This window comes from Gemmata sp. SH-PL17 (genome assembly GCF_001610855.1).
GTDB lineage: Bacteria > Planctomycetota > Planctomycetia > Gemmatales > Gemmataceae > Gemmata > Gemmata massiliana.
The window spans coordinates 1,334,291-1,351,372 of the sequence record NZ_CP011271.1 but is presented as its reverse complement, the minus strand read 5'-3'; the positions used below and the strand labels follow the sequence as shown (position 1 = coordinate 1,351,372).

Annotated in this window: 16 protein-coding genes; 9 read left to right on the top strand and 7 right to left on the bottom strand. The window is 65.7% G+C overall.

All coding sequences use genetic code 11. From position 1 onward, the window contains the following. Nucleotides 1-235: 235 nt before the first annotated feature. Both VT84_RS05500 and VT84_RS05495 read left to right on the top strand, forming a co-directional pair. A complete protein-coding gene (locus tag VT84_RS05500; RefSeq protein ID WP_082838791.1) occupies nucleotides 236-1,057 on the top strand; it encodes a SirB1 family protein in 822 nt (273 codons plus the stop codon). A gap of 66 nt (nucleotides 1,058-1,123) precedes the next feature. Then, nucleotides 1,124-3,172, top strand: a complete 2,049-nt coding sequence (locus VT84_RS05495; protein ID WP_082838790.1) for a sigma-70 family RNA polymerase sigma factor — start codon at nucleotides 1,124-1,126, stop codon at nucleotides 3,170-3,172. A gap of 10 nt (nucleotides 3,173-3,182) precedes the next feature. On the opposite strand, the gene VT84_RS05490 is transcribed toward VT84_RS05495, so the two are convergent. Further along, the gene (locus VT84_RS05490) at nucleotides 3,183-3,806 is read right to left on the bottom strand and encodes a hypothetical protein (protein WP_082838789.1); all 624 of its coding nucleotides are present in this window, start codon (nucleotides 3,804-3,806) and stop codon (nucleotides 3,183-3,185) included. A gap of 118 nt (nucleotides 3,807-3,924) precedes the next feature. Here VT84_RS05490 and VT84_RS05485 point away from each other — a divergent pair, with 118 nt between their 5' ends. The 7 genes from VT84_RS05485 to VT84_RS05460 all read left to right on the top strand — a co-directional run bounded on the left by VT84_RS05485 (nucleotide 3,925) and on the right by VT84_RS05460 (nucleotide 9,216). Next, nucleotides 3,925-4,566 carry a sigma-70 family RNA polymerase sigma factor gene (locus tag VT84_RS05485; protein WP_052560661.1) on the top strand — a complete coding sequence of 214 codons (642 nt, stop codon included), beginning with the start codon at nucleotides 3,925-3,927 and terminating at the stop codon, nucleotides 4,564-4,566. After that, entirely contained in the window at nucleotides 4,556-5,113 is a 558-nt protein-coding gene (locus VT84_RS05480) for a hypothetical protein (RefSeq protein ID WP_082838788.1), read from the top strand. The genes VT84_RS05485 and VT84_RS05480 overlap by 11 nt, the downstream gene beginning before the upstream one ends. A gap of 38 nt (nucleotides 5,114-5,151) precedes the next feature. Beyond that, nucleotides 5,152-5,637, top strand: coding sequence for a hypothetical protein (locus VT84_RS05475; RefSeq protein ID WP_082838787.1), 486 nt, complete (start codon nucleotides 5,152-5,154; stop codon nucleotides 5,635-5,637). 173 nt (nucleotides 5,638-5,810) lie between these two features. Then, entirely contained in the window at nucleotides 5,811-6,836 is a 1,026-nt protein-coding gene (locus VT84_RS40525; protein ID WP_239465698.1) for a serine/threonine-protein kinase, read from the top strand. Beyond that, nucleotides 6,818-7,540, top strand: coding sequence for a hypothetical protein (locus VT84_RS40520; protein ID WP_239465696.1), 723 nt, complete (start codon nucleotides 6,818-6,820; stop codon nucleotides 7,538-7,540). The genes VT84_RS40525 and VT84_RS40520 overlap by 19 nt, the downstream gene beginning before the upstream one ends. 120 nt (nucleotides 7,541-7,660) lie before the next feature. Beyond that, complete coding sequence (locus VT84_RS05465; protein WP_082838786.1) at nucleotides 7,661-8,572, top strand: endonuclease/exonuclease/phosphatase family protein; 912 nt, start codon at nucleotides 7,661-7,663, stop codon at nucleotides 8,570-8,572. A 392-nt stretch (nucleotides 8,573-8,964) separates the two neighbouring features. Beyond that, on the top strand, nucleotides 8,965-9,216 hold the full coding sequence (locus tag VT84_RS05460; protein WP_082843222.1) for a hypothetical protein: 252 nt from the start codon (nucleotides 8,965-8,967) through the stop codon (nucleotides 9,214-9,216). Between the two features lie 45 nt (nucleotides 9,217-9,261). Here the strand turns inward: VT84_RS05460 and VT84_RS05455 are convergent, their stop codons facing one another. The 6 genes from VT84_RS05455 to VT84_RS05430 all read right to left on the bottom strand — a co-directional run bounded on the left by VT84_RS05455 (nucleotide 9,262) and on the right by VT84_RS05430 (nucleotide 16,639). Continuing rightward, nucleotides 9,262-11,100 (bottom strand): redoxin domain-containing protein, encoded by a 1,839-nt coding sequence (locus VT84_RS05455; RefSeq protein ID WP_162271601.1) that lies wholly within the window; start codon nucleotides 11,098-11,100, stop codon nucleotides 9,262-9,264. Between the two features lie 81 nt (nucleotides 11,101-11,181). Beyond that, nucleotides 11,182-11,937 (bottom strand): hypothetical protein, encoded by a 756-nt coding sequence (locus VT84_RS05450; protein WP_082838784.1) that lies wholly within the window; start codon nucleotides 11,935-11,937, stop codon nucleotides 11,182-11,184. Between the two features lie 174 nt (nucleotides 11,938-12,111). Next, nucleotides 12,112-12,858: a DUF4058 family protein gene (locus tag VT84_RS05445; protein ID WP_052560653.1), complete on the bottom strand. Its 747-nt coding sequence runs from the start codon at nucleotides 12,856-12,858 to the stop codon at nucleotides 12,112-12,114. 196 nt (nucleotides 12,859-13,054) lie between these two features. Then, nucleotides 13,055-14,623, bottom strand: coding sequence for an HD domain-containing phosphohydrolase (locus tag VT84_RS05440; RefSeq protein WP_052560652.1), 1,569 nt, complete (start codon nucleotides 14,621-14,623; stop codon nucleotides 13,055-13,057). A gap of 261 nt (nucleotides 14,624-14,884) precedes the next feature. Continuing rightward, nucleotides 14,885-15,928, bottom strand: coding sequence for an anti-sigma factor family protein (locus VT84_RS05435; RefSeq protein WP_082838783.1), 1,044 nt, complete (start codon nucleotides 15,926-15,928; stop codon nucleotides 14,885-14,887). A gap of 63 nt (nucleotides 15,929-15,991) precedes the next feature. Further along, nucleotides 15,992-16,639: an RNA polymerase sigma factor gene (locus VT84_RS05430; protein WP_239465694.1), complete on the bottom strand. Its 648-nt coding sequence runs from the start codon at nucleotides 16,637-16,639 to the stop codon at nucleotides 15,992-15,994. Between the last annotated feature and the right edge of the window lie 443 nt (nucleotides 16,640-17,082).

Genomic DNA, 17,082 nt, shown 5'->3' with positions numbered 1-17,082 from the left:
TACCGGTGACCCCATTTGGGGTCACAAAGGCATTGCGTGCCAGGGGAGCGCCAACACCGTGCGTTGTTTTTGGACCCCGATAGGGGTCACCGGTAATAGCCCGGGGTTTCAACCCCGGGTGTGTATTTCTGCTTTAAACGGCCACGAAACCGGATTGAACTTCGGCGCGACTGTTTCTTCGAGCAGAGTCCGAAACTGAGAGCCTGAAACGGTCTGCGGCCGTTAGAATACGTACATGAAACTCAGCTCCGCCCTTGAGACTTTGGCGATCGATCCGCACGCACCGATTGACATCGCGCGCGTGGCGCTGCTCGTCGCACGCGACGCCTACAGTCAGATGAACCCGCGCGTGTACCTCCGCCGCATCGACCGGCTCGCGGACCAACTCCGCCCGCGGTTGCGCGGGTCGCTCGCCGCACGCACCGCCGAACTCTCGACGTTTCTCTTTGAAGAGTGCGGGTTCGCGGGGAACACCGAGAACTACTACGACCCGCGCAACAGTTATCTCAACAAGGTTCTGGACCGTCAGGTGGGGCTGCCGATCTCACTCTCGGCCCTGGCAATGGCGGTCGGCACGCGGGCGGGCTTGAACGTGGTCGGTGTCGGCTTGCCCGGCCACTTCATCGCGAAGGTAGTGGACGGGAATGAAGAGGTACTTTTCGACCCGTTCAACGGCGGGCAGTTCCTCGACATCGAAGCGTGTGAACTGCTGGTGAGCGGGGTGACCGGTCGGCCCTTCGAGGCGACGCCGGACGCGCTCGCCGCCACACCACCGGGGGCGATTGTCGCGCGGATGCTCCAGAACCTGAAGACCGCGTACCTCGCGGACCGGTCGTACACGCGGGCCGCTCGCGTCACGCGCAGGCTCACGCAGCTCGTGCCCGGCGACGCGACGCAGCACCGCGACCTCGGTGTGCTGCTCGTGCGCGCGGAACAACCGGGCCGGGCGATCGACCCGCTGCGTGCGTACCTGCGGGCCGAACCTCAAGCCGAAGACGCACGCGACGTCGAGCTGTTCCTGACCCAAGCGCTCACCGAGATCGCGCGCTGGAACTGATTCGCGCGACGCGCGGACCCTCCGCCGCGCACTATACGGCGGACATTCACTCGGAGGGGTCGGCTCATGTCCCGTTCCGCAGTCGCGCTCGCACGTTCCATCGTTCCGCGAATCGTGCCCGCGCCCGATGCCGCGCTACTGAAGACGTTCATCGCGTCCCGGACGGACGATGCGTTCGCCGAACTGGTCCGGCGATACGGCCCGATGGTGCTCGCGGTGTGCAATCGCGTGCTGGCGGACGAGCACGATGCGGAAGACGCATTTCAAGCGGTGTTCATCGTTCTCGCGCGCAAAGCGGGGACCATTCGCGGGACGAATTTGGCCGCGTGGCTACACGGAGTCGCGACCCGAACCGCAAAGGGAGTGCGCGTCACACGCAAGCGCCGGCGGAAGTACGAACGCGCGACCCGCGAGCGCCCACCCACAGAAGCTCCCGCGGATCACGAACTCGCTGGGGTCATTGACGAGGAACTCGCGAACCTTTCTGAAGCGTACCGCGAAGCGATCGTTCTGTGCGAACTGCGCGGGCTGTCGCGTAAGCGGGCCGCGGTCGAACTCGGTATCCCCGAGGGTACGCTGTCCAGTCGACTCGCAGGCGCGAAGCGCAAACTCGCCGAGCGCCTTTCTGCTCGCGGCCTTGCTCCGTCGATTGTGGTCGGCACACTTCTCGCGCCACACGCGGTTTCCGCGCAACTGCTTCAAGCAACTGCGGTCGCCGTTCGTGGAGCCGCTGGGAGTGCTGCGAGCGCGACCGCCGCGACCGTGGTCAAGGCGATGCTGTTCGACCAACTCCGGCCCGCTGTGCTGGCCGCTGCGGTGTGCCTCGTGATCGTTTGTGGCGGGCTGGCGTTTACTCACTCGTCCGATGCGCCTCCCGACGAAAGTGCTCACGTTCCCGTTGCGCGACTCGTCGCTGATCCAGGCGATCTGGTGAAGATGCTCGGCAGCGACGATTTCGCCGCACGCGAAGCGGCTCACAAGCGTCTGCGTGCAGTGGGGTTGAAAGCCGAACCCGCGCTCCGGACCGGACTGAAGTCCGAAGACCCCGAAATCCGCACGCGGTGCGCGGAACTCCTCACCGCGATCCGCAAAGACGCGCTCGATGCGCTGGTGAAGGACTTCGATCCGGCCAAAGACACCGAGCCGGATCACCCCATCTGGGCGCGGTTCAAGACGATCGCGGGGGCTGATCGGGCGGCTCGCGCGCTGTTCGCGGAACTCATTGCCGACCCGCACCGGCGCCAGTTGCTCGATGCCGCCGACCGTGACCCCGCCGGTGCGGGCAAGCTCTACGCGGCCGAGGTGAAGGCGTATTACGTGTACGTGCAGAAATTGTGGCAAAAACAGTTGGACCGGGTGAACAACTCAAAGATGCCGACGCCGCAGGAGCGACCGTGGGCCGACGAACTCGTTGTGCTGTATCTGGGAACGTATTCTCAGAGCGCCCGAGCGGTTCCCGATAACTTGGAGAACCAGCTCTTTCGCAAGTGGGACGCGGCACTCACGGGACCGGCCGGACCCGCAGTGCGCCGGGTGTTTACTGCATGGTTCGCGCTGCGGGACCACGAACTCGTTATTGAGGGCGGCTTGAATGCGATCGGGCGTGATCGCGTGGCCGAAGCACTGCCGCTATTGCGGAAATTGGTCGCGGACGAGAAGGCCGATCCGGACCGGCGCGCGCAAGCGATTCTGACCATCGGGATGATCGGCACCAGGGACGATCTTTCGCTCCTGCGTCGGGTCGCGGAAGCGCCGGCGGCGAACAAACCGCACACGAAGTGGAGTGTGATCCTGAAGGGCCGCGAGGAACTCGACTTCTTGTGGCACGGTGTCAAGTTCGGCGAGAAGGTATCGCAGGAACAGTGGGCCGAGGCGTGGAGGAAGGCCGACGTGCGTGAGGGCGACCGCAGCCTCGCGGACTGTGCGTGGGCCGCGGCCGTGAAGCTCGCGGGCGGCAAACCGGCGGAACTCGGCTTCCTGCACCCGCACATCCTCGACGGCGGGAAGCCCGACCCGGACTGGTTCTACTCCCCGCGCATCCACGGGTTCCCCGACGCGAAGGCGCGGGCCGTCGCGCACAAGAAGGCCCGCGAGTGGCTCGACGAGAAAAAGTAGTGGCGTTCCGCTACTCCAATCGCCGGCGGGCGCACGCGGCCGTATAAGTCGACTCCAGGTCGATGGGTAAGCACATTTCTGCGTTGAGTGCGAGTGGAAGCGTTGGCAATTCGCGCCCGACGGCGAGCGGCTCCGGCCATATCTCGATGACTTCCGCCCCGTCACGAACCACCGGGCGATACGCCACAGCGTACAACTCGGTTCCGTCGGGTAAGCTGGTGTCAGTGGGGCGGTCCAGCAAGCGCAAAATGTCCGCGTGCAAGTTCCCGGAGCGGCTCGTCACCACATCGACCACGATCACCGCAATCCCCTGAGCCAGATAGCCCGCGCACTTCGTTGTGAACGCCCGACGATGGGATTCGCGGTCCTTGTTCGCGGGGCTGACCAACTCCAGTGCCGCAACCAAACGTGCTCCCCCTTCCGCTTCGTAAACGCGGACCTCGAACTCATCTGTTTGCGTCACGTCGCCCGGCTCGGTCCTCGCGCCGATACGTGCGTATTCTTCGGAGTAGTAACCTTTCGGGAGTAGCGCCGTGTTTAGCGCATCGGCGATCGTGCCGGCCCAAGTGACGAAGAACGAATCCCAGTGCCGGCGCGGGCACAGCGGCGAATGGAAATGATCCAAGAGTGGCACGGCACGTCCTCAAGTGATTCTCCCGAATTGTAACCTCGATACGAACCAGATACGGCTGCTACCGCCCCTTCTCGGATTGGAGGAGATTTCGGTCGGTAACCGTCAGTAGAATGTCGCCATGTGGCCCAACCGCGAAGAAACCGACCGGTTGCTCGATCGCGCCCGTAGCGGCGAGCCGGGCGCCGTGGACCAGCTCCTCGGGGAGTTCCGCGGCCCGCTCCGTCAGGTCGTGGACCTGCGGCTCGACCCGGCCGTGGCGCGCCGCGTGGATGCGTCCGACATCGTTCAGGACGTGCTCGTGGAAGCGAACCAGCGGCTCACGGAGTACCTGAAGAAGCCGGACATGCCGTTCCACCTGTGGTTGCGGCACTTGGCCCAGGACCGCATCATCGACACGCACCGGCGGCACCGGCTCGCCCAGCGGCGCAGCGTGGACCGCGAACAGGCCATCGCCCGCCCCGCGTGGGCCGACGAGTCGAGCGCGTCACTGGTCGCGCACCTCATCGACCCCGAGCGCACCCCCGGGTCCGAGGCGATCCGGCTCGAACTCCAGCGCCGACTCACCACGGCAATCAACCAACTTTCGGACGACGACCGCGAAATCATTCTGATGCGGCACCACGAGGGGCTTTCCAACCAGGACGTGGCCCACGCGCTCCAACTCACCGAGGCCGCGGCCTCGATGCGCTACTTGCGCGCCCTGCGCCGGCTGAAAACGGTACTGGTTCCCGACGGGCAGGAGCCGACCGATGGGATCTGAATCCGCAGCCCCACCAGAACGCGCCTTCGCGTACTGGAACGGGTGGCACGCCGTCGGCTGTTCGGTGTTGTTCTTCGGCCTGCTCGGTTCGATCGGCGTCTCGCTGTTCCCGGCCGGGTACGAGAAGGTCCAGAGCGGGCAGTTGCCGACCGGCATCGCGCTCATGGTGATGGGGGTGTTCGGCGTCCCCACATTGCTCATGTCGTTCTGGTCGCTGTGGACCGGCGTGCGCGACACGCTGAGCCCGCCGCGCGTGCGCGTAACAACAACGAGCCTGTTCCTCCCAACCGGCGCACGCGGCGAGCCGCCCCAAGACGAACACGGCGAGCCGATCTCGCACGAACCGCCGCACCCGGCAACGATCCCGCTCGCCGCGATTCGCAGCGTGCGGCGCGCCGGCCCGGTGCATAATCTTGTTTTGGAAGTATTACACGACGCGAGCGCGGTGCCGCTCCGCCTCTCGCAGCACATGATGCGCAAGACCGACTTCGACGATCTCGAAGCCGTTCTGCGCGCCGCGATTCCCGGCGCATTCGCCGCGCCCTGACCCGACCGAGCGACCTCAACTGTTCTCAAGGAATCCCCGTGCTCGTTTACGAATCTGCCGATCAACTGCTCGCCGAACCGGACGCCCGACGGTTCCTGCACGTCGTCATCCTGAACGCGATCCGCGACAAGGCCACGCAGCTCGAAGTGCGGTTCGGTGACGCGGGCGGGCTGCTCTACTACCGCGTGGAGGGGCGCGACTGGGAACTCGCGCCTCCATCGGACGACGTGTACCCGCTGCTCAAGGACACCGTGCGCGACGCAGCGCAGTTGGTGTCGCCCGAGCGCCCGGAACTCACGGTAATCGCGGGCGTCCCCGGCGCCCGCTACGAGCCGCTCGAAGCGGGCTGGCTCACGTACCAACTCGGCGGGCGCTGGATCGACCTCGCGGTCCGCATCGACCCGCGCGAACCCTTCGGCTACATCCGGTTCGACATTGATGACGCCGAAGACTTCGTCGAAGCCGCTGGTGAAGCGCTCGCGGACTACGCGACGCGCTTGGCCACAGAGGAGGATGAAGAATGAAATACCGCCACGGATAAACACAGATAAACACGGATTTAAATACACGAGAAGAATGGAGACAGGGCAGAGGAGTGACTGAACGCTCGTCTTGCCTGGTTATTTCGTACTGGCATTTTCCGTTCTGATCCGTGCTTATCTGTGTTTATCCGTGGCGGTATTTCTCTTCCTGACTTATGCCCCACGACCGCGACGAACAGTTGGCCGCCCTCATTGACCGGCTCGCGGGCGAGCAGCGGGCCGGGCGCGTTGCGGACGTCGAGGCCGCGGCGCGCGAGCACCCGGACCTCGCGTCGGAGTTGCGCGAACTGTGGGCCGTCGCCCAATTCGCGCACATGGTCCGGCTGCCACCTCCACCAGCCCCGGCCCAGACGGTCACGGTCGCACGCACCGGGCCGCTCACGCCGTCGTTCAACGCGGACCACACCGCGCATACAACCTCCGTGCTCCCGCGCGACTTCGGCGACTTCGAGTTGCTCGAAGAGGTCGGGCGCGGGGGGATGGGGGTCGTGTACCGCGCGCGGCAAAAGAGCCTGGACCGCACCGTCGCGCTGAAGATGGTGCGCGAGGCCCATCTCGCGACCGACGCCGACCGCGCGCGGTTCCGCACCGAGGCCGAGTCCGCCGCGCGCCTCAAGCACCCGAACATCGTGACGGTGTACGAGGTCGGGTCCGCCGGCGGGCAAGCGTACCTCTGTATGGAGTTCGTCGGCGGGCAGACGCTCGCGGAAAAGGTCCGCTCCGGCGGGCCGCTCCCGCCGCGCGAGGCCGCCCGGCTCGCCGCTGTGATCGCGCGGGCCGTCGAACACGCACACGAATTCGGGATCATTCACCGCGACCTGAAGCCGTCGAACATTCTTCTTTTGGCGAACGGCCGGTGTGAGCCGGCCGGTGAATCCGGCGCCTCGTCGCTCTCGCATCGGCCGCTCGCCCTCGAACCAAAAGTCGGGGACTTCGGCCTCGCGAAGAAGATCGACAACTCCGAGAGCCTCACGCGAACGGGCGCCGTGGTCGGTACGCCGAGCTACATGGCGCCCGAACAGGCCGCGGGGCGCAAGGAGCTCACGCCCGCCGCGGACGTGTACGCGCTCGGGCGATCCTGTACGAACTGCTCACCGGGCGCCCGCCGTTCCAGGCCGCGCACCCGGTCGACACGTTGCTGCTTGTGCTCGAACAAGAGCCGGTGCCGCCGCGGCAACTGAACGCGACCGTGGACCGCGAACTCGAACTGATCTGCCTGAAGTGCCTCCAGAAACCCGCGGAGATGCGGTACCCGTCCGCCGGCGCGCTCGCGGCCGACCTCGAAGCCTACGCCGCCGGGCAGCCGGTCGCCGCGGCCCCGAGCGGACTGCGGTTCTTCATCGCGCGCCTGTTCCGCGAAACGCACCACGCCGACGTCCTCGAAAACTGGGGCATGCTGTGGATCTTCCACAGCATAATGATCTTCCTGCTGTGCCTGCTCACGCAGGTCATGAGTTGGGAGGGCCTGCGCGATCACGTGTGGTACATGAGCGTGTGGTCGGTGGGGCTGGTGACGTGGGGCGCCGCGTTGTGGCAACTGCGCAAGGCGGCCGGTCCCGTGTTGTTCGTCGAGCGGCAGATCGCGCACGCATGGGCGGCCGGGGTGTGCGCCAGTATCGCCATGTTCTGGATCGAGTGGCTGATCCCGCTCGAAGCCCTGACACTCTCACCGGCCGTGGCGGTCGCGGCCGGGATGGTGATGGTGTTCAAGGCGGGCATCCTCTCCGGCCGCTTTTACGGCTGGGCGGCGCTCAACTTTGCGGCGGCTATCATCATGCCGCTGGTACCCCGCGTGAGCATCCTCTTGTTCGGGGCGGTATCGGCGCTGTCGTTCTTCGTGCCCGGGGTGAAGTACTACCGCCAGCGGAAGGCCCGTATTACGTGAGGGCCGTGTCGCAGGTGCGTGAACCCCGCCCTTGCGGGCGGCGGGTGCTCTCCCGTGGTTGCTCGCCCACCGCTGCTCACCCACCGCCCTTGCGGGCGGGGTTCACCAGGAAGGGTTGCAATGAGTCGCAGGAAGCGTCGGGTGCTGTGGGTTCTGGCCGCGCTCGGGTCGTTCGTGCTGCTGGTGGTCGGGCTGTTCGCGCTAAACGGGCTGGTGCTCGCGGACCGGCAGACCCCGCGCATGCGCCACTTCGCGGACGTACACGTCGCGCCGACGCGGTCCGCGCCCGGTGAGGTCACGTTCATCAGTTACAACATCGCGAAGGGGTTCGCGCACAAGGGCGGGGTGCGCTTCGAGTCGCGCGAGTTCGTGGAGAACAAGCTCAAGCGGATGGCGGAAGTTCTCCGTGCTGAGCAGGCCGACGTGGTGTTCCTGTCGGAAGCGCTCACCGAACTTTCGGCGTGCGACATCGATCAGGTCGCGTACCTGGCGCGCGAGTGCGGGCTACCGTTCGTCGCGACCGGCGAGAACTACAACCTCGGGTTGCCGTTCTACCGCGTCGTCGGCGGGAACGCGGTGCTCTCGCGCACGCCGCTCACGCCCGTCGCGAACTTCGACCTCGCGGGGCGCCAGCCGTTCTGGGTGTCGAAGAACAACCGGCGCGCGCTGTTCGTGTCGGCGGAGTTCGGCGGCAAGCCCGTGCTGATGGGGGCGCTGCACAACGACTCGTTCGACATGCGGAACAACACGGTGCAGATGCAGCAGTTGCTCGATTTCATCGGCGACCGCCCCGCGATCCTGGCGGGCGACTTCAACAACCGCCCGAAGGACCGCTCCATCGCGCTCGTGCGCGACTCGGGCAAGTTCGCCGGTGAGTTCGACGGCGCCCCGTCGTTCTTCGAGGGCAAGCGGGCCGAGCGCCTCGACTACATCCTCGTCCCCGCCGGGTGGGAACTGATCGAGTCGCGCGTGATCCCCGATGACACCTCCGATCACCGACCCGTCGTGGGGCGGTTCAAGGTGAAGCTATGAATGAAGAAGAATGGCTTACGTGTGTCGATCCCAGCAGACTGGCCTACAGCGGTATCAAATCGAGTGATCGGCAATGGCGTTTGGCCGTGTGTGCTTGCGCGCGGCGAATCTGGGCGTTGATGGAAGACGAGCGAAGTCGGCGAGCAATCGAGGCATCGGAACACGTTGCCGACGGATTGGTACCTGCTCACACTCTCACTTCAATTACTGACGACGCAGAAAAGGCGTGGTATGAGATCAGCCGCAAGTACGAGGACGGTGCCGAACGAGCGGCGGCGGCAACGGCGTTTTATGTTTCGGGGCTTAACTGCTACCCAAACAGCGTTAGCAATGCAATGGGTGCGGGGACGGAAGCCGTTCCAGAGTCAGCAGAGGCCGAACGACTCGTTCAAGTGAGTGTGATCCGCGATATCTTCGGGAACCCGTTTCGGCCGGTCGTGTTCTCGGCTTCGTGGCGCACCGATACGGTGGTATCGCTAGCGCAACAGATGTACGAGTCGCGCGACTTCGGCGCGATGCCGATTCTGGCCGACGCCCTTCAGGACGCCGGGTGCAATAACGACGACATCCTGACGCACTGCCGCACGCCGGGCGAACACGTGCGCGGGTGCTGGGTCGTGGACCTCGTGTTGGGTAAGGAGTGACGCGGAGGTTCGTGGTTCGGGGAATCGAAAAACGCCCGTTGCGGTTCACACCGATTGCAACGCGCGGCGCTTGCGCCAGAGCCGCGTGCCCCACAGTCCGGCCAAAACGAGCGCCCCGGCGCCTATCTGTTGCGAGCGGCCCCGCTTTTGCTCGATCGCCGCCCGCTCGGTCACCATGTCCTGGTCGGCCAGGGCAATGTCGAAGTACCCGTTGAACATTTCGTCCCGCGTCTGTTCGCCCGTGCGCACGGTCACCGACGGGTCGGGGTTGAACGGGTTATCGGCCGAATTGTCGTACACGGCGGTACAGCGGATCACCGTACCGGCCGGCAACCGCTTCGGTTCGGCCAGTTCGTACAGGTGCTGCCAGTTGAAGTCGTACCGGGGGACGTCGAGCAGGATCTCGGTCGTCCCGTCCGGGTACTCGGCCGCGTACCGGAACGATTTCCCGCGCACGTGCATGTGCGGGAGCAGCGAGAGGAGCAGAACGTCTTGCGGCGCGGTCCACGTCCGCTCGGCCCGGTGGTTGGCGGTGTGCGGCGGGATCGCCAGGTCTTCGACGAGCAGGAGCTTCGTCGCCACTTCCTTTCGCACCGCGGTCGCGTCGAGGAACCGGAGCCCGATCTCGGTGCGGTCGGTTTGGGGCGAGCCGACGGGGGCGTAGTGGACGACGATGTGGAGCCACCACCCGGCCGGGACGCGCTTCGCCATCCCCGCGGGCAGTTGCACCGGCCCCACGCCCGGAACGAACCCGACGAGGAAGAACGACCCGAGCGCGCCCGTCTCGAACATCTCGTCCTTACCAGCGGCGCTCGGCGGCTGGAGGTACACGCTACAGTGGTGAACGACGCGCCGGTTCCCGGGCCGGACCTCGACCGCGTTCACCCACCTGTCGGTTGTGAACCCCGGGTCCACGAAGAAGTGCTGGTACTCGACCACGCCCTCGGCCGGCACCACGAAGTCGCGGGGAATTCGGAACACCGCGTCCGGCGTTCCGATGTGCCAGTCGGTCGGCGCGGGTGCGGGTTCGGAGGGCAGTGGTCGCCCCTCCGGGCACCCGAGTCGAACCCACTCAGCAATCAGGCGCTTCTGATCGTCACTCAAGAGCCGTTCGTTGCGGAACCGTCCGTGCTTCGGGTCCGCGTGCCACGGGGGCATAGTGCCGGTCTCGACGACCTCCGCGATGGTTCCGGCATGGGCTACCGCGTCCGAGTACGATAGCAGCGAAAACGGCCCGATCTCGCCGGGGCGGTGGCACGTCCGGCACTGGGCTGCCAGAATCGGCGCGATGTCGCGGGCGTAGGTCACACCGGGCGGAGGAGCTGTGCGACGCGGCTTGTCGATCACGCACCCGGTGCATTCCGTTCGGGGTACCGATACCGGGCGCCCCGCAAGTACGTCCCGCACGGCTTCGGCCAAATCTTCGCGCGTGGGTGCGCCGCGGTTCTTTCCGCCCGCCGCGTACTGGTCGTCGATCCGACCCCGATACCGGATTCGGCGCTGGGCGTCCAAAACAAACGCTTGTGGGGTCCGCGAGGCTCCCAAAAGCTCTGCAACGTGCCCGTCCGCGTCTTTGACGTATGGGAACGCGAGCGGGTGCTCGCGTAAGAACGCGGCCATTGAGGAAAGATCGTCTCCGGCGTTTGCGTTGATTGCCAGAAAGGTGACCGAACCGGCCGGGAACCGACCGGTCATTTCTTTCAAGCGAACCGAATACAACCGCGCCATCGGGCAGTCCGTACCCAAGAACACGATCACCATCGGGCGCGCGTCCGGGCCGGTGGGTGGGCGGATTGTGGCCCCGGTTGTGTCCCGAAGTTCAAATTCTGGAACCGGGAGCGCAGCAATCGCCGCGGTGAAGATCAGCTCAAACAGCAGAGCCATCGACAGGTCTCGCGGGTGGAAAAAGCCCGCAAGTGTAGAACACATTTCACGCCTGGGCCGAACGACGACCGTAGCGGGCGCTCAGACAATTCGCAACGATCGACACGCTTGGGTGTAGGTGAATTCGAGTTCCAGCGGTACAGCGAGATCGCGCCCGAGCCACAGCGGAACGGTGGGTAACTCGAAACCGGTGTTCAACTGGTACGGGGTTACTTCAATCGCCAGTGCCGAGTTCGTGCCGTCTGTGACGCGCGTGGGGCGGTATACGACGACCGACAATCCGGTGGGCGACGTCCACCGCAACGAATCGGCCCCGTCGATCAGGTCGCACAACTTGTCGTGCAGATCGGCCGAATAGGTCGTCACGGTGTCCACAACGACGACCGAGATACCCTTTTGAAGATAGTTGCCGCACTTCACAACGAACGCCCGGCGACTTTCTTCTCGGTCCTTGTTCGCTTCGCTCACCAACTCGATCGCCGCGACCAGTTCCCACCCGCCCGCGCCTCGGTACACCTTGACCTCGAACAGATCCGGGTCGGTGAACCCGACGGTCGCGGAAAGAGTGGTTGCGGGCGGCGAGAAGACTTCTGCGGTCGCGACGCCCCCCCCACTCTCGCTCAAACCCGCGAACAGTGACCCGCGTTCCGTGCGTTCGAGCGTGGCGACGTCGGCTTCGATTTGTGCCCCGAAGTGGCGCCCCGATTGTGCCTTGTACTTGGCGGAGAGCCGGTCCCCGTTCAGCCGGTCAACGATCTTGGTGGCCCAGTTCCCGTGGAAGACCGACCACGGGGTGTCGTTACTGAGCGGCGGGCGGAAGTGGTCGCGGAGCGGCATTGAGGCGCCTTTACTACGTTGAAGTCGGAGAGAAGAGTTTTTGACAGGATGAACAGGATCGACAGGATTCAAAAGGCGACGTTGCATTCGGTCTTGATCCGGTTGATCCTGTTCATCCTGTCAAAAACTCTTCTCCCTCGGCAACAGCCAGAGCGATTGCACCGAGTAACTTCCTCACCCAATGCGAAGGGATTCGCAGGTGCTCGTGTACGTCAGTTCGAGTTCGAGCGGCACCGCGAGGTTCGGCTCGAGCCAGAGCGGGACCGTGGGTAACGAGGCCCCGATGGTGAGTTGGTGCGGCCACACTTCCAACCGCTCCTTGCCGTCAACGCGCAAGAGGCGGTAGCACATCGCGCTCAACCCGGTCGGGGAGGACCAGTCGAACGTGTCCGGCAGGCGGAGCGCGTTGGCGACGTCTTCGTGCAGGTTCGCGTTTCGTTCCGTTACCACGTCGATCGTGACAACGGACACGCCCTGTTGCAGGTACGACGCCATTTTGGTCGCGAACGCGCGGCGCGCCGTGGAGCGGTCCTTGTTTCGCGGGCTGACCAGTTCGACCGCGGCGACCAACTTCCAGCCGCCCTCCTGTTTGTAGACGTTGATCTCGAACGTGTCCGCGTCGGCCATAACCACTTCGCCCGCGAGTGCCGCTACGGGCGGGGTGTAGGTCTGGGGGTGTGTCGCCACCCCGCCCCCGTTGTGCCCGTTCGCGCCGAACATCGGTAAATTGCGGTCTTCTTCGTAGGCCGCGAGATCAATTTCGATCTGCGAACCGTGATGAACCTTGGGCTCCGACTCGAATCGCGCGGAGAGCAGCGCGCCATTTAATCGCGTAACCATCATCACTGCCCAGGCGCTGTGAATGCTCTCCCACGATTTGCGTAACGAGAGCGGTGAGTGAAAGTGATCGTAGAGCGGCATCGGGTGAACCTCCGCATTCATGCTACCCGATGCCGCGTGCAAAGAAAAACGCCGGAGGTCTACGCACTTCGTCGCGCGCGGATTCGGGTTGTGGGCGGGATTGAATGTGGACGGACGTTACGAGATGAGCGCCGGTGACGGGCGAGAAAAGATGTGTGGTTGTGATCTGCCTGGTGAGTTCTGGCCCGACCGCGGATCAGCCGCGCGGGTCGTGAACGTACCCGGTTACGGTGACCGGCTCCGGGTCTTCGAGTTCGCTCCCGGGGAGCAGTTCGGCCATCGCCCGCACGATCTCTTCGCGGATGCCCAGGAACGCCGTGGCACACATCGGGTCAAACTGCTTACCGGCCTGGCGCTCCACTTCGGCGAACGCCCACGACGGCGGCTTGCCCTTCTTGTTCTCGTGGTACGGCCGGTTCGAGGTCATCGCGTCGAATGCGTCCGCGACCGCCACGATGCGCGCCAGCAGCGGGATCTCTTCCGCGATGAGGCCGTCCGGGTACCCGGCGCCGTCCCAGCGCTCGTGGTGGCTCCGCACGATCGGGATGATCGGTCCCATTTCCGGGATCGACGAAAGGATCTCGGCCCCCTTCGTCGTGTGCGTCTTCATGCACTCGTACTCTTCGCCCGTGAGCCGCCCCGGTTTGCGCAAGATCGAGTCGTCGATCCCGATCTTGCCGATGTCGTGGAGCGGGCCGCCGATCTTGATGAGTTCGAGCTGGTCGTCGGGCAGTTCGAGTTTTTCGCCGAGCATGGTCGCGTAGCGCGTCACGCGCTGCGTGTGGTTGCCCGTGTAGTCGTCCCGGAGTTCGACCGCCTGGGCGAGCACCGTGACCGTCTTGAGGAACTGTTCCTTTTGCCGGCGCAAAAGTTGCGCGCTCTCGATCGCCGCGGACACGTGCGCCGCCAGTGCGTCGGCGAGGTGCAGGTCGTCTTCGGTGAACGGGTTCTGCCAGAAGCTCCGGTCGAGGTGCAGCACGCCCAGGCGCTTGCGCGGGGTGCGGAGCAGCACGCACAGCACACTGGCCATCGCGCCGTCCGCGATGCTCTGGGTGAGCTTCGATTCCTCGGCGTCGGTGAGGGTGCTGTAGAGCAGCGAGACGCCGCTCGCGAAGCAGCGCTGGGTGAGCTTCTTCGAGTAGTGGAACCGCCCCGGCGGTTCGCCCTGGCCGACCGCCAGCGCCCGCAGGCGCATCTTGGGTTCGGGGGCGTCGCTCTCGGCCAGCACGATCGCGCCGCGCTGGGCTTCGAGTACGCTGACCGCGTCGTTGAGGACCGCGTCGAGGAGCTGGTCCTCGCTCTGCGTGTTGACGAAGTGGTGCCCGGCCCGGAGGAGCGCGAACATCTGCTCGCCGGCGCGGGGCATGTGGTTGCGGTCGAACGCGATCCGGCGCAGTCCTTCGTCGAAGCTCGACACGGCCGCGGCGACCACGTGCTGGTTCGACGGCGGACCGTCGACCGTCGCGTCCACCAGTTCGACGATGACCGCCACTTTACCGAACTGAACGATGTCGCGGGCTTTTAACGGCTGGTCGCCCTGGCCGATGCGCACGCCGTTAACGTAAGTCCCGTTCGTACTCTCCAGGTCGCGCACGAACCACCCGTCGTCGCCGCGCCGCACTTCCGCGTGGCGCCGGCTCACGGAGCTGTCGTCGAGCACGATTTCGAGCGACCCGAGGCGGCCGGCGCGCAAGAGCGAGTCCGATTCCCAGACCTGCCCTTTGATTTCGCCGCTGATGCCGCGGAGTCGTAGGGGACGTTTCACGACGCAACTCCTTCGTCGGACCGGGCCGCCCGGTCCGATATAGTTGGCCAAGTGTATCATGCGCCGCGACCGCGCGAAGGGGTGGAATGCTGTGAAATACAGCTTTCTGCTTAGTACAGTTTCTGTTGATACCTCAATCCGAGCGCTGCGCCTGCAGGAAATGAATTTGGTGGGGCGATAAGGGCGAATTTAGTTCTTCGATTAGTGCGTCACGTTTTGTTTTCCGTTTTTAGTTCAAATCGACTCGCGCCTTCTCGGTGCTCACGGTCGGTCGCCGGGGCGCCCGAGGACCGCGTCGGTGCGGCTGGCGCCCGCGCTCACCTGGCCGAATAAGTTGCGGTAGATGTCGTCGCCGCCCGGCCCGACGAGCGCCGACGTCGTGGGGCGCACGTTCCCGCCCACGAAGAGCACGTTCATGCAGCCCGAGTGCGGCGAAACCGGCCCGGCGAACGGGGCCGCGCTCGCGGTGGGGAAGTCGGCGGCGATCGGCATCAGGTCGTGTTCTTCGCCCGCGGGCGCCATCGCATCGGCCCGGCGCAGCCCGAGGATCTCGTCGTTCGGGGTGCGGAAGCCGAGCGTGTAGGCGTAAGCGATGTAGTCCGCGGCGGCGGGGCACCCGGGGCGGAACCCGGCCGGCAAGTGGCCCTGGTCGCTCAGCGACGCAGCGAACGTATCCGCGGTCGGGTGCGCGGGCGTTCCGATTTGCGGGTACCGCCCCTGCGGGTCGGAGTCCGCATAGCCGGCCAGCCCGACGTGCAGCGTGCGGAGGCTGTTCTGACAGGCGTATATCCGCTGTTGCTGCCGGGCCTTCGCGATCCCGGACGAAACCAGCCCGAACCCGACGAACGCGATGCACGCGGCCACGAGCAGGTCGGCGCGGAACCGGCGGCTGGGTTGCGGGTCCGGGCCGTCGCTTACGGGCGGGGCCGGGCGGGGTGTTCGTGGTGCGCCCGGCACCTTTGCGCGGGTGCCCGAGCCGAATTCGAGTTCGGTGGGGGGGCTGGAAGAGAACTCACGCAGGAACGCGGAGATCGCGTCGGAACCCGTCGGTTCGGGCGCACGCGGCTCGTGTTCCACGACGTGTTGCGCGACGCGGGCGAGCGCACGCAGTGCCAGACCCGGGGGCGGGGCGGGCATGTCTTCGCGCTCGGCTTCTGCGGTCGCGAGCACCGGGGCGACGCTGGCCCGGAGTTGTTCCAGGCGCGCGGCCGTGTGCGGGTCGGCGCTGATGCGCGCGGCCACCAGACTCCGGTCGGCCGGGTCGAGCACGTCAAACAGGTAGTCGATTAGGTCTGCGTCCGACATGGCTTTCGTATCCCGCTCCTGCTGGTCAGGGCTTCGCGTATAGAGGGCGCGGGCGGTGCTGGGTTAGACGTTCGGAATCTGAACCGCTTCCTGGGTGCCGGTCCCCGACTCCTGGCTCGCGTTCCAGTCTTCTGTGAGTCGTGCGAGGGCCGCGTGCAACCGCGACTTCACCGTGCCCACCGGGATGTCCAGCGCGTCGGCCACGTCGCGGTACTTCAGCCCCTGAAAGTACGCGAGAACGACCACCTGACGCAACAGGTCCGGGAGCCGGTCCACGGCGGCGCGAACTAACTCCCGCTGCTCGGCGCGGTCGGCCGACTCGGGCGGGCCGTCGCCGGGCGTCGGGAGCAGCTCGAACAGCGGCCGGTTCTGCCCGTCCTCGTCGGACGTCGTCACCGCGTCGGCGCGCTGGTCGGCCCGCCGGTTGCGCCGGCGCAAGGCGTCGATGGCCTGGTTCGTGGCGATCGCGTAGAGCCACGGGCGCACGGGGCGCCCGGGTTCGTACTGCTGGATCTTCAAATACACTTGTACGAAAGTGTTCTGGAACACGTCGTCCGCGAGATCGTCGTCACCGAGGTAGCGGCGCAGGTACCCGAACAGCTCGCGCTCGTACCGGCGCACCAGGGCGCCGAACACGTCCCGTTCCCCGGCGCGCAACCGGGCGAGGAGTTGTTCGTCGGTATCCGGCGGGAGGCGTATTGGGTCCAGCACAGCCCTGATACCTATACGTTGCGGGGCGCGGGAGCGTTCGCGCGATCAGTAGAACTGAGCGAGTTGTCGCGGAGCGAACGATTTTAGAAGTGTATCATACCGGACCGGGATCGTGGGGAATTGTCCCCACGCCCGCACTATCGCGGAATGCGCTTCGGTCCGCAAGCGTTGTGTGACCAAAGAGATCAGGCGAACCCGGCCCGCAAGGGCCGCGGGTAATGTTGCGGAGGGAACTGGACCCGCGGCCCGCAAGGGCCGGGTTCGCCTGCGACAAGGCACTGAGTGAACCCGGCCCGCAAGGGCCACGGGTGTTCGTGTTTGCGGTCGCGGCTCGTTGGCCCACCGGTTGGGCGAACCCGGCCCGCAAGGGCCGCGGGTAACGTTGTGAAGGGGCCGTGGGTTGTTCGTGCTGCGAGCGCTGTCGGAACTAGACCCGCGGCCCT